This window comes from Pseudonocardia sp. OZ21 (assembly GCF_059359135.1).
This window is the reverse complement of record NZ_JCADBN010000010.1, coordinates 197,581-210,434: the sequence shown is the minus strand read 5'-3', so window position 1 is coordinate 210,434 and position 12,854 is coordinate 197,581. Positions and strand designations below refer to the sequence as shown.

Annotated in this window: 12 protein-coding genes; 5 read left to right on the top strand and 7 right to left on the bottom strand. The window is 68.2% G+C overall.

The features are described from left to right. Positions 1-80: 80 nt before the first annotated feature. Complete coding sequence (locus tag AC5L35_RS23365) at positions 81-689, bottom strand: TetR/AcrR family transcriptional regulator (RefSeq protein ID WP_495061807.1); 609 nt, start codon at positions 687-689, stop codon at positions 81-83. Between the two features lie 145 nt (positions 690-834). Here AC5L35_RS23365 and AC5L35_RS23360 point away from each other — a divergent pair, with 145 nt between their 5' ends. Further along, positions 835-1,515, top strand: coding sequence for a maleylpyruvate isomerase family mycothiol-dependent enzyme (locus AC5L35_RS23360; protein ID WP_495061806.1), 681 nt, complete (start codon positions 835-837; stop codon positions 1,513-1,515). Positions 1,516-1,539: 24 nt separating this feature from the next. Here AC5L35_RS23360 and AC5L35_RS23355 read toward each other — a convergent pair whose 3' ends face one another. Both AC5L35_RS23355 and AC5L35_RS23350 read right to left on the bottom strand, forming a co-directional pair. Next, a complete protein-coding gene (locus tag AC5L35_RS23355; protein ID WP_495061805.1) occupies positions 1,540-2,169 on the bottom strand; it encodes a TetR/AcrR family transcriptional regulator in 630 nt (209 codons plus the stop codon). Positions 2,170-2,246: 77 nt separating this feature from the next. Then, entirely contained in the window at positions 2,247-3,533 is a 1,287-nt protein-coding gene (locus AC5L35_RS23350; RefSeq protein ID WP_495061905.1) for an FAD-binding protein, read from the bottom strand. A 529-nt stretch (positions 3,534-4,062) separates the two neighbouring features. On the opposite strand from AC5L35_RS23350, the gene AC5L35_RS23345 reads away from it, so the two are divergent. The 4 genes from AC5L35_RS23345 to AC5L35_RS23330 all read left to right on the top strand — a co-directional run bounded on the left by AC5L35_RS23345 (position 4,063) and on the right by AC5L35_RS23330 (position 8,063). Beyond that, on the top strand, positions 4,063-4,974 hold the full coding sequence (locus AC5L35_RS23345; protein WP_495061804.1) for an LLM class flavin-dependent oxidoreductase: 912 nt from the start codon (positions 4,063-4,065) through the stop codon (positions 4,972-4,974). Positions 4,975-5,000: 26 nt separating this feature from the next. Beyond that, positions 5,001-5,984 (top strand): NADPH:quinone reductase, encoded by a 984-nt coding sequence (locus tag AC5L35_RS23340; protein ID WP_495061803.1) that lies wholly within the window; start codon positions 5,001-5,003, stop codon positions 5,982-5,984. 53 nt (positions 5,985-6,037) lie between these two features. Continuing rightward, on the top strand, positions 6,038-7,234 hold the full coding sequence (locus tag AC5L35_RS23335) for a low temperature requirement protein A (protein WP_495061802.1): 1,197 nt from the start codon (positions 6,038-6,040) through the stop codon (positions 7,232-7,234). A gap of 358 nt (positions 7,235-7,592) precedes the next feature. Beyond that, positions 7,593-8,063 carry a MarR family winged helix-turn-helix transcriptional regulator gene (locus AC5L35_RS23330; protein ID WP_495061801.1) on the top strand — a complete coding sequence of 157 codons (471 nt, stop codon included), beginning with the start codon at positions 7,593-7,595 and terminating at the stop codon, positions 8,061-8,063. 53 nt (positions 8,064-8,116) lie between these two features. Here the strand turns inward: AC5L35_RS23330 and AC5L35_RS23325 are convergent, their stop codons facing one another. The 4 genes from AC5L35_RS23325 to AC5L35_RS23310 form a co-directional block, all read right to left on the bottom strand. Then, complete coding sequence (locus AC5L35_RS23325; protein ID WP_495061800.1) at positions 8,117-9,106, bottom strand: SLAC1 family transporter; 990 nt, start codon at positions 9,104-9,106, stop codon at positions 8,117-8,119. A gap of 46 nt (positions 9,107-9,152) precedes the next feature. Continuing rightward, entirely contained in the window at positions 9,153-10,562 is a 1,410-nt protein-coding gene (locus AC5L35_RS23320) for an FAD/NAD(P)-binding protein (RefSeq protein ID WP_495061799.1), read from the bottom strand. 95 nt (positions 10,563-10,657) lie between these two features. Beyond that, the gene (locus tag AC5L35_RS23315; RefSeq protein ID WP_495061798.1) at positions 10,658-11,284 is read right to left on the bottom strand and encodes an isochorismatase family protein; all 627 of its coding nucleotides are present in this window, start codon (positions 11,282-11,284) and stop codon (positions 10,658-10,660) included. Positions 11,285-11,745: 461 nt separating this feature from the next. Continuing rightward, positions 11,746-12,555, bottom strand: a complete 810-nt coding sequence (locus AC5L35_RS23310) for a mycofactocin-coupled SDR family oxidoreductase (RefSeq protein WP_495061797.1) — start codon at positions 12,553-12,555, stop codon at positions 11,746-11,748. Positions 12,556-12,854: the final 299 nt, after the last annotated feature.

Genomic DNA, 12,854 nt, shown 5'->3' with positions numbered 1-12,854 from the left:
GGAGGGGAACAGCGCGGCGAGCTCGGCAGCGTGTGGGCGTGTCGGACGGGCTGCGGGCCCCATCCACCCCGAGGGCTGGTTCAGGGCGGCCCGAGAACGTCCGGGATGACAAGGGCCCGAGCGGTGGTGGCGAAGTACTGCTCAGGAGCCTGGTCGGTCAGGCCGAGAACGACCGCCTGACTGAGGCCGACGAGGAGTCCTCTGAGCGCCGTGGCCAGCCGTTGCGCCTGCCGTGGGGTGAGGGTGGCGCCGCTGTGTGGCCTGCCGGCGAAGAGCGCGGTCAGTCGTTGTTCGTGCGCTCGGACGGACGCGGCGAGCTTGCGCCGTAGGTCGGGGTCGCGCAGCGCCGTGTCCTGCAGGCTGATCTCGAACGAGAGGTGCCTCAGCGCGTCGGGATCATCGCACCGGCGCCGGTAGTAGCGAGCGAAGGCGTCGACCGTCTCGATGAGATCGAGGTCGGCGGGGATGGACTCGTCGCCGCCTTCGTAGTGCGGACCGAGGTAGTCGGTGACCAGCGCGACCAGCAGGCCGTTCTTGCTGCCGAACAGCGAGTAGACGGCGCCGGTGGTCAGCTCGGCCTGCTCGGCGATCTCTTCGAGCCTGGCCCGGTGGCCGTCGCGGGCGACGAGCCGGCGCGCGGCATCCAGCAACGCCCGCCTGTTGCGCTCCTTGGTCTCCGCCCTTGTCATCCTCATAATCTCATTATTACAATAATCTCATTATGGGAGTCGGGGTGGACATGAGTTGAGGCCGACCTCCGCGAGCAGCGGCGCCCGCTCGGCGACCCTGACGTGCTGGCCCTCCGCCCTGCCGCTGACCGCGACACCCCAGCCCGTGGAGCCGACCATCGAACCCGGCCGGCCCGTCGGACACATCTGCGAGGAGAGAAAACAGACGATGGACGTCAAGACGGCGATCGCAGCAGAACGCCGAGAGCTGGCAGCGCTACTGGACGAGCTGCAGACCGCCACGTGGGACGCACCGACCCTGTGCACCGGATGGTGCGTCCGCGAGGTCGCGGCCCATATGTCGATGGGATTCCGATACCCGCTGTCCAGGATGGCCCTCGAGCTCGTCAAAGCCCGGGGCAACATCAACAGGATGGCCGACCGGTGCGCCCGCGACGATGCGGCCCGCCTGTCGACAACCGAGATCGTCAGCGCGATCAGGGACAACGCACACCATCCCTGGAAACCGCCGGTCGGCGGGATCGCGGCGGCACTGGGACATGACGTGATCCACGGCCTGGACATCACGGTCGCCCTCGGCATCGACCGCCGGATTCCCGAGGACCGACTGCGCATCCTCCTGGGGAACGTCACCCCCCGGACCCTGATGTTCTTCGGGGCCGACCTCACTGGCATCGAACTGCGGGCCGACGACCTCGACTGGTCCTTCGGCACCGGCACACCACTGACCGGCGCAGCACAGGATCTCCTGCTGGTCACATATGGCCGAAAACTCCCACCGGGACACCTGCACGGAGTGGCCCGCGGCCGCTACGTCGACGCTTGACCACATCGTGCCCAGCACACACGGCTACGTCGTCCAGACCTCGAGTCCCAGCATCGACCGGAGTTGTGCGAGCAGGACGCCGCGGAAGTTGGCGGGCGACGGCGTGGGGTGGTGCAGGACGCGGGAGACGACGGCTCCGGCGAGGGCGGACAGCACGAAATCCGCCACGTCGTCAGGGCTGAGGGCGGGGGTGAACGCACCCTGCTCGCGGCCTTCGCTCACCGCGGCCAGAAAGGGTGCCCGGTAGCGCCCCCACATCTCGGCACTGTATTTGCGGAGTTCATCGTCCCGCATGGCGGACCGCCAGAATTCGACGAGCATCTGCTGAGTGCGATGGGGATTGTTGAGACTCCGGTCGATCATCGCGACCAGCCGCGCCCACGGATCACGTTCGGTCGCGGCTACCGACTCCAGCGCATCCACCTCCCGACTGGTGGACAGTTCCAGGGCCTCGATGACCATGTCCTCGCGCGAACCGAAGTAGTTCTGCAGCGTACTGATGGCCACGCCACCAGCCGTCGATACGTCGACGAAGCGCGTGTTCTCGTATCCGCGTTCGGCGAGCACCTCTACCACCGTGTCCAGAACGAGGGCCCTTTTCCCACCACCGGCACGTCTCTTTCGATTAGTGGTGGGCAGGTTCGCAGCGGACATGATCGCACCATATAGTCAGGCCGGATGATGGTCAAACCGGCAGATCTGCTGGTCCTGTTCGCCCTCGGGCCCGGCGACTACACGCGGGGCGGGATGTTGTGGTTGAAACGGAACATGTTGTCCGGGTCATAAAGGGTCTTCGCCGCTTGGAGGCGCTCGTATGTCGGCTCGTCGTACGCCAGACGCATACTCTCGATGGAGGCGTCCGCCGGCGAGAGGTAGCCGGGGTGCTTCCGGCCGCCGCCGGGCGGCGCGAGCCGGCGCGTCAGTTCCAGGCCCTCGTCCGTGTCGACGTTCAGCACCTCGCCGGGAGGCACGACCGTGAACGCGAAGATGGCGAATGCGGCATCACGTCGCCCCACCGCATTCGCCTTTTCCGACGGCCGACCGAGCGCACCCCCGAGATGGGTCAGGTTGACCATGGTGACGGCGGAGTCGGAATCGGACCCGGCGATGTCGAGAATCACCTCCATGGCAGCCGGGGACAACTCGTCGAGCATAGCGAAGTGCTCTACCGCGGCAGCCGACTCGCTCGGATCATTGGTGATCGACGCGACGTGCGCGAACGGCATCTTGGTCACGGTGTCGGCGAGCACCGGCGCAACCGCCCGTAACGGTTCGATCAGCGCCTCACCGTCCGGTCCTCCGCCCAGATAGGAGATCCGGATGGAGACGGTGAGCCTTCCTCGCATGAACTCGGGGACGAAGGGCAGGTCGGGTGCGCGCAGGAAGACGATCGAAGAGGTCAGTTCGTCCGGCGCCGTCGAGGTGAACTGCTCGTAGGCCTCCAACACTTCCCGCGCGTTGTCCCCCGAGAAGTGCAGGGCTCCTGCGTAGATCTCCCGCACGGGAAACAGGGTGAACTCCATCGCGGTGACGACGCCGAAGTTCCCCTTCCCGCCGAGCAGGGCGAAGAACAACTCTCCGTCGGAGTCCGGCGTGACCCGGCGGAGTTCGCCGTCCGCAGTCACGACTTCGATCTCCTGCACGTGGTCGGCCGCGTAGCCGAAGGCCCGCGCCAGCGCCACACTGACCCCGCCGCCGAGCGTGTACCCGACGACGCCGACCTGCGGTGAGGAACCGGCGAGCGGCGCGAGTCCGACTTTCGCGGCCTCTTCGACCACCTGGCCCCAGCGGGCGCCGGCTTCGACCCGGGCCGTCTTCTTCGCACTGTCGATTCGCACGCCGGCCATGCGGCGCGTGGTGATCATGAGCGAGGCTCCGGAAATCGGCACGGAAGGGCCGTGACCGGTGTTGAGAACCGCGACGGGCAGGTCGTGGGTCCTGGCGAAGCGCACCGCCGCCTGGACGTCCGCCGCTCCGGTGGCGCCGACTATCACGTAGGGCCGATGTGCGACGGACATGTTGAACACGGACGCCTCGTCGGCGAAACCCTCGTCTCCCGCGAAGAAGACGGGCCCGCCGACGGACGCGAGAGAAGAGGAGGAAGTAGATGGGGGGAGCATGTCAACGCCTTTCTGATTCGTCTCACCGCGCACGGCACGAACCGCTGACCACAGGGAACGTCGGAGGTTGCCGTCCGTCGCCCGGCGGACGTGCGGGTGTTGTCACGGGCATGCAAGGTCACGGGCATGCAAGCCGAGGCGCCCGTCGGCGTGCCGACGTCGGCCGCTCGAGCCGACCACGAGATGATCGGTATGCAGATACGGTATCACGGTACCGATAGACTGAGCCGATGACTCCATCCCCCGTCAGTCGTCCCCGCGCCGGCGTCCTGGCTTGCGGCTAGCCACCCTCTTTGATAGTCATATATTATTACCAGTGTCCAGGGGCACGGACACCGTTCCCGTCGTGTCGGGGACATCCCGGTCGCCCGCTGATCGCCCGGTGCGCAGCCCGCGCACCCTTCCGACCTGTGAGGAGGAGAGCCTCGTGACGGACCTGCAGTTCGGCGTCTCGTTGATCCCGACCCGCGATCTCGGGGAGAACCGCCGGTTGGCAGTGGTGGCCGAGCAGGCGGGACTGGAGTACATCGGCGTCCAGGACCATCCGTACGTGGCGCACTACCTCGACGCGTTCGTCGTCATCGGCGATCTCCTCGCCCACACGGAACGCATCCAGGTGTTTCCCGACGTGGCCAATCTGCCGCTCCGCCCGCCTGCTGTCCTGGCCCGGACGGCGAGCGCGCTGAGCCAGGTGTCCGGGGGCCGCTTCCAGCTCGGCCTCGGCGCGGGCGGCTACTGGGACGCGATCGAGTCCATGGGCGCGCCTCGACGGACCCCGCGTGAGGCGCTGCGGGCGCTCGAGGAGGCGATCGTGATCATGCGCGGGCTGTGGAGCGCCGGCGCGAGCGTCGACTACGACGGCGAGTTCTACCGGGTCGACGGGGTCGGCGGGCAGGAGCCGGGTCCCGGCGGCGTGGAGATCTGGGTCGGGTCACAGGGCCCGCTCAGCCTCGCGCTGACCGGACAGCTCGCTGACGGCTGGGCGGCTCCGATCCCGTCCTACCTGCCCTACGAGCGGTGGGCCGAGAGCAACGAGGTCCTCGACACGGCGGCGCGTGGAGCCGGCCGTGATCCCGCGGACATCCGGCGCATCGCGCAGCTCGTCGGCACCGTCGACGTCCGGGCGGCGACACGGGGGCCCCTCGCGCAATCCGGCGACGACCCGATCCGCGCCGATGTCGAGGGCTGGGTCGAGCTGTTGGCCCGGCTGGCCACCAAGCAGCCGTTCACGACGTTCGTGCTGTGGCCGCAACGGGCCGACGAGCGGCAGATCCGGCTCTTCGCCGAGGAGGTCGCGCCCAGGGTCCGGGAGCGCGTGGGCGGCCGGGCCGTCGTATGACGCCGCATCGAGGAGGCGAGGCGCTGATGCGGGCCGCCTACTACGAGAAGCAGGGCCCCGCTCACGAGGTCGTCCGGGTCGGCGAGGTGCCGACGCCCGAGCCCGGCCCCGGTGAGGTCCGGGTGCGGGTCGCGGTGTCCGGCGTGCACGTCGGCGACGTCGGCAAGCGACGCGGTTTCTGGGGCTCGACCATGAGCTACCCGCGGGTGATCCCGCACGGCGACGGGGCGGGCACCATCGACGCGGTCGGACCCACCGTCGACTCCGCGCGGGTCGGCGAGCGTGTCTGGGTGTACCTGGCGCAGTCCTACCGCCCGTTCGGCACCGCCGCCGACTACACAGTCGTGCCGTCCGAGCACGCGGTGCGGCTCACGGACGCGGTCGAGTGGGAGCAGGCCGCCGTGGTCGGCATCCCCGGGATCACCGGTCACCGCGCCGTGTTGGCGAGCGGACCGATCGACGGGCAGACGATCATCGTCACCGGGCCGCTGGGCGGCGTCGGCCGGGCGGCCCTCGCCATCGCGCGCCGGAGCGGCGCCACCGTCATCGCGACGGTTCGGCACGCCGAGCAGATCGACGAGGTCCTCGCCGCGGGCGCCCACCACGTCGTCGTGCTCGGCGGTGAGGACACCGCGCAGCAGATCCGCGCGATCGCGCCGGACGGCGTCGACCGCATCGCCGAGATCGACATCGCCGGCAACGCCGGACTCGACGTCGAGGTGCTCAAGGTCGGCGGGACCATCGCCACCTACGCGACGAGCGATCCTGACGCGTCCCTGCCGTACTGGACCCTCGCGTTCCGGAACATCACGATCCAGTTCCTCAGCAACGACGACTTCCCCGAACCGGCCAACGAGGATGCGGCCCGCGACCTCACCGCGGCCCTCGCCGCGGGCGACCTGCGTTATCCGATCGCGGCGCGCTTCCCGCTGGAACAGACGGCCGATGCGCAGGACGCCGCCGAACGGACCGGCTCAGCCGGCCGGGTCGTCGTCGAGATCAGCCCGTGACAGGCGGAAGACGGCGCCGGACGGTCACCCCGGGCCGCAGGAGATTCGAGTCCTTGGGCGAGGGCGCCACCGTCACGACGCTCGAGCTGTTCTTCGATCTGGTGTTCGTGTTCGCGCTCACCCGGGTCACGGACTGGATGGCCGAGGACAGCTCGGCCGAGGCGGTACTGCGCGGCGTGCTGATCCTCGTCGTCATGTGGTGGTCGTGGGTCGCCTACTCCTGGCTCGGCAACGTCGCGAAGGCGGACGAGGGGCTGATCCGGCTCGGCATGTTCGTCGCGATGGCGGCGGTCTTCGTCGGGGCGATCACCATCCCCGAGGCGTTCAACGACCTGCCCGGCGGCCTGTCGGGACCCGTGGTGTTCGCCGTCGCGTACTTCTGCGTGCGCGCCGTACATCTGGCGATGTACTGGGTGTGCAGCCGCGGGGACGCGCAGCTGCGCGCACAGATCGTGCGCGTCATACCGTCCGCGGTGCTGGGGACGGTGCTGCTGCTCGTCGCCTCGCAGACCGAGGGTTGGGTGCAGACCGCCTTGTGGGCCGGGGCGATCGTCGGCGACTACGTCGGCACAGCCCTGGCGGGCGCCGCCTGGCGGCTCAACTCGTCGAGCCACTTCGCCGAGCGGCACGGGCTGATCATCATCGTGGCGCTGGGCGAGTCGATTGTGTCCATCGGCATCGGGGTGGCAGAGCTGCCGGTCTCCTGGCCGATCATCATCGCCGGCGTGCTCGGCCTGGCTGTTGCGGGCGCGCTGTGGTGGCTCTACTTCGACGTCGTCACGTTGCGCGCCGAACACGCCCTGGCCGAGACCAGTGGGGAGCGGCAGGTCCGGATCGCCCGCAGCGGGTACACCTACCTGCACCTGCCGATGGTCATCGGGATCATCCTGATGTCGCTCGGGCTGAAGAAGGTCCTGCTCTACATCGGTGGCGGCGAGGGACACACGATCTCCGACCCGCTCTACGGCATCCCGCTAGCGGCGCTCTACGGCGGCGCGGTGCTGTACCTGTTCGCGCACGTCGGTTTCACCTGGTACGTGCTGCGCACGGCCAACCCCGTCCGGCTGGTCGTCGGGGCGGTGCTGCTGGCCGTGATGCCGCTGGTCGCCGCGCTCCCGGCGCTCGTGACCCTGGGCTTCCTCGCCGCCGTTCTCAGCGCGCTGGTGGCCTACGAGGTGCACCGCTATCGCGAGGTGCGGCAACACGTCCGGCACGTGGGTCCGGCGACGGCCGGAAACCCGCAGACATGAGGGGCGGCCCGTCCGGCGAGTTCCCAGGGCAGCACTTTTAGTCACAAAGCCTGACCACAGGCCGTCTGGGAGAGCTCACACATACAGGGTGCTCGTCCCGCGACGAGGCCGTCGGCATGTGTCACGCCGCCGGCGAGTAGCCCAGGTCGGTTGCTGCATCCCTGCGCTCCGCCGTCCCCGCCGCAGCCTCCCCGTCATGGGGCGGGAGCACCGCGCAGGTCGGACGGGGACGCGATCTCTCCCAGGAGGTTCTTGATCTGGGTGTGCCCGCGCGGCGCGGAGGCCTATCGTAAGGAGTCGCGTCAGTCGTTAAATTACTGACGGCAGTGTGGAGCAAGCGATAGGAGCACGACCGGTGGTGACCCGCGCAGAGCGGAACTCAACTGATCCAGATCTGGGCGTGCTAGCTGGTCGACTCTTGTTCGCGGTGCAGGGCGAGCTGTTCACGGCGCTGGCCGAGCTGGGCTTCGATGACCTCAAGTACAGGCACGGCGCGGTTCTGGCCTACCTCGATGCCGACGGGGTGCGCCCCTCCGAGCTGTCTCGTCTGTCACACCAGCACAAACAGAACATCGGGACGCTTATCGACGAGCTCGAGGGCCTGGGCTACGTGGAGCGGCGGCCGGACCCGAGCGACGGTCGGGCCAAGCTTGTTTTCCCGACGGAGCGCGGCCTGGCGCAAATGCGCGCTGCCGACCTCATCTTGGCCGCCATGCAGCGGCGCCACGCACAAATCGTGGGGCGTGAGGACTACCAGCTGTTCAAGCGCATTTTCTTCCAGGTCACCGAAAACCAGCGCAGTTACGTCGGCCATCTCCCCGACGAGTGATCGATCATGGTCGACGTGAGAAGCGTCGCACCAGCTGCGGCGGCGGGTCCCGGTCAGCTTCCGGCCCCGGCGGAGGAGACGACTACCCGAGGGATCGGCGTCGGCATCAGCTGGTGGCGGCTGAGCGCGATCACGGTGCGCAGGGCGACGCCTCCGATGAACACGGTGATCGCCGCGAGGATCACGTAGTGGTACAGGGCGTAGCCGCTCGGCCGGGTGGCGTTGACCCAGTGCATTGCCACGTTGGCCACCGCGGCCCAACTGAAGGTGTATGCCCAGGTGCTGGGCATGAACGGCAACTTCAGGTAGGCGGGAAGCAACCGTAGCTGCGCCAGCGTCATCAACAGGCCGTAGCCGGCCAGCATCGACGCGACGATGTCCACGCGGTCGCCGGTCATCGTGAAGTAGGCCAGGCTCGCGACCGCAGGCGGGGCGACCTCGATGGCCACTGTCGGCAGCAGCGGACCCGGCAGCAGCGGCCGGAAGAACATCCGCGTCAGGATGATCGAGCCGACGACGAGCCAGCAGATCGTGCCGAGCCCGAACATGACCTCCGCCAGCCGAGGCTGGCCGACGGCGGCGGCCGCGAACGCGGCGACCAGGCCGCCGGCGACGGTCGGCAGGAAGTAGCCCGGGTGGAACTTGTCCATGTCGACGGCGCCGTAGATCCACTGACCGGTGAACCACGCCCCGAGCAGGACGGTCAGGCCGATGAACACGTCGGTCACGATGGTGCCGGCCAGCGGCGCGTACGGATGGAGCCCTTCGGCCGCCAACAGCATCGGTGTGATCACCGCCAGGGACGCGAAGGGGCCCGCGACGTCGTCGAGCAGGTCACGGGCAAAGGCGGGCCGGTCGAACAGAGCGTCGCGCGCGTAGCGGCCGACGACGATCAGCCACACCACGGCGGAAACGACCAGGATCGCCTCGCCCACCGCTCGCGGGGCCCGACCGTACTCGGCCGCCGTCAGCCAACATCCGCCCAACCCGGCGAGTCCGAACGGCATTCCGAAGAAGTTGAGTGGTACCCGTGCGACGGGCATGATCGCGGTTCCTCTCAGCAGCGTCAATGGTGTGTCGACTTGCCTCTCACCGTCCCGTGGGCACCGGTGCGCCGATCGCTTTCACGGTTTTCGTCAGATGCTCGGCGAGTCGGGCGGCCTGGCCTCGTATCTCGGGTACGGAAATGGCTTCCCAGACAGTTCCCCGGGTGGGCGGGCCGATGGCGTACATGCCCGGAACGGCGCTACCGTGGCTGTCGAGAAGCTCGCCGGGCTGGGTGCAGGAGATCCCCAGGCCGAGCGGGTCGGGCGCGATGCTGTCGCGGTCGAGCAGCCTACGCAGTAGCGGGTCCGTGGTTCTCGTGATGTCGCTCAGCGGGCCGGTGCAGTTGACGACGGCGTCCGACTCGATCGTGGTGTCGCCGAGGTGCACGCGGCAGCGGATGCCGAGGTCTTCCACGGACCGGAGGCCGCCGCCGTGGAGGGTGAGCCGCCCGCTTTCGGTAAAAGCCCTGAGCCGGGCGGAGATCTGCGGAGCCATCCGATTCCGGTGCACGTGCCAGTCATGCTCGTACTCGGCGAGGAAACGGCGGCGCTGGCACCGGTCGAGGCGACGCCAGATCGACTGCGACTGCGGGCGCATGCCGTCGAGGACCGCGCGCCAGTCGACGCCGTGGCGCCGGGCTCGTGCGATCTGGTCGTAGACCAGTTCGGCAAGACCGTCCGTGGTCAACGGCCCCGGTGGAATCGGGGTCACCCAGCAGGCCGGCACCTCCTCGAGATGGGCGCGCGGCAGGTCACCGCGGCGGCTGACCATCGCCACCCGACGCCGCGGGGCGTCTTCCAGGAGCGTGATCGCAGCATCGACGGCAGTGAGGCCGCTTCCGGCGATGACGATCGTGGCGTCGTCGGGCACGCGGGCGATCGCCCCGAGATCCCACGGATTCTGCAGATGCCACGCGGCGTCCGGAAGCGGCCCCGCGGTGGTCTCCAACCGGCGGGGCACGCCGACGCCGTACGCGAGCACGACGGACCCGGCACGCGTGCTCGTGCCGTCCGTCGTGACCTCGAAGCCTCCGTCATGGGCCACCACGTCCTCGACCCGGGCAGCGACGATGCTCAACCGATGGTCACCGAACTCGCTGACCAGGTCTCGCAAGTAGTTGCCGTAGGCCATCCGCGGCAGGAAGTCGGTGGGTTTCCACCCGCGGCCGGCCTGCCGGGCCCATTCGACGAAGTGGTCGGGCTCGTCCGGAAATGCGCTCATCATCTGCGCGCGGAGGTTGAGCAGATGTCGATCGTCGGTCGTACCGTAGGCGACCCCGAGGTGGCGGCCCCGGGCGTCGGCCTCGAACAGCACGACCCGAAAGTTCGGGTCGCTGTTTGCGCGCAGCAGATGAATCGCGCTGAGCGTGCCGCTCGCACCCCCACCGACGATCGCCACGGTTGCCGGCGGGCCGTCCAGTTTCCTGGAACCGTTACTGAACCTTCCACTCACGCTGCACTCCCATGAATATCGGCCCGCTGCTCGCGCGACCGGTGGACGAGCGGAAATGTTGTCACCAGCCGGTCATCTGCCGGCGTCGTTTCGGTTCAGTGCTTGGTGTACGCGTCGGCGATCTGGCCGACGAGCACAGCGAAGGGCATGTCGAGAGCGGCGTAGACGTCGAGCGCGAGCGGGTCGGCGTTGTCGGCGAGGATCTCGACCATCACGTTCGAGTAGTCGACCGGAATAACGCCTGCCTGCGCCATCCGCAGCAACCCGGCTTCCCGCTTGGCCTGCCAGAACGTTCCGGAGGCGTCGATCGCGGCGTAGGCCGAGAACCCCTCGGCCACCGCGGCCATGGCCGGAAGCGCCAGACATACTTCGGTCGACACTCCGGCAATGATCAGGTGCCGTCGACCGGTTGCCCGGATGGCCGCGACGACGCGTTCGTCGTCCCAGGCGTTAACGGTGGACCGGTCGATCACCGTCAGGTCCGCAGGCAGTACTGCGGCCAGTTCCGGAATGAGCGGGCCCCACATGCTGTCGGCTGCGGTCGTGGTGACCACCAGCGGCAACCCCAGCACCTTGGCAGCCTTGGCCATGGCCACGACGTTGTGTTTCAGGTCGCCGACCGAGATGTCCCGGACGCCGCTGTAGAGGCCGACCTGGTGGTCGACGAGCACTACCGCGGTGTTGTCGCGGCTCAGCCGCTCGGTGAACGTGTCTGCAGACATGACTTCTCCTTCAACCAGGGACGGGATGGGTCGGATGTGGGTGCGACATCGATGCACGGCACGTGCGAAACACCGAACAGGAGGTCGGCCGACATCGAGAGCACCATGACCGGAAACCTCTTGTCATAAACCAGGACTAACACAGGCGCGGCCCGGGCGCAAGGTTGTGCCCATGGACCACCGTGGGCCCGTCAAACGTTCATCACTGCACCCGCCGGACACGACCAGCCACATTCGATCAATTGGCGAACATATCCCCAGGCCAGACCCATTGCAGCTGCCACATTACCTGTTGACCTCCACACCGATGGACGTCCGATATCGCCCAAAGTGGACCTTTCGACGTCCAGGTGGAGGCCTCGGGCTTCCGTGAGCAAATGGCGCACTATAGTCATGTATTCGGACTATCAGGGGCGAGCAGTCGTGAGCAGTCCTGCACCGGCGGGACGGGGCCGGGGCGGTTACCGCTGCAGGAGCCCGGCGTCCACCGGCAGCGCCACGCCGGTGACGTAGCGGGCCTCCTCCGAAGCGAGCCACACGATCGCGTTGGAGACGTCCACCGGCTCGACCAACTCCACCGGCAACGCGTTCTGCAGGTTGAACGACCCGTCCGCGCTCGACAGCGCCTGCGCCATGAACTCGTTGACCACCATCGGCGTGTTGACACCCGTCGGGTGCACCGTGTTCACACGGATGGAGAACGGGGCCAACTCGTTGGCCAGCGTGCGCATCAAACCGACCAGGCCATGCTTGGCCGACACATAATGGGCAGCGCCCGGCATACCCTTCAGACCCGCCGCCGAACTGGTGATCACGATCGAGCCGCCGTCGCCGCCCCGGATCATCGCCGGCACCGCGGCCTTCACGGTCTTCCACACCCCGGTGAGGTCGACCGCGATCATCTCCTCCCACTCGTCGTCGGTGATCGACCAGGTGTTCTCCGCGACCCCGCCGATTCCCGCGTTGGCACACACCGCGTCCAGGCGGCCGAACTCGCGCACTCCCTCGTCGACCAGGGCCTGCACGGCCGCGGAGTCGCGCACGTCCGCCTCCCGCGCGATGATCCGGCGGCCGGACTTCTCCACGAGCGCGACCGTCTCCGCAAAGTCCTCCGGCGTGGCCATCGGGTAGGGCACCGTCGCGAGCCGGCGGCACACGTCGAACGCGATGATGTCCGCGCCCTCCTGGGCGAGCCGTACCGCGTGCGACCGTCCCTGCCCCCGCGCCGCGCCGGAGATCAGCGCGACCTTGCCCTCGAGACGTCCTGCCATCGTAACCTCCTCCTCGTCCTGCGCCGCACGACCATTTCCCAGGCCCAACCGAGTCACCCCAGTCGACCGCATCGAACCACCTCCGGACGGACATTTTTTCCTCAACTGGGAGACATTTCCTCTTCGAAGGCCACCGGAACACAACCGGAGTAAAGATGGTCCCGACACCAGCCGCCGGATGCCATCCGCACTACCGTCGGGGACCTACTCAAAATCCCACAGTCGACATCAAATCTACGAAAACGGACTATCCCGAGGAACTGCGAGCGCGCGCCACAACGATCAGCAGAACATGGTCA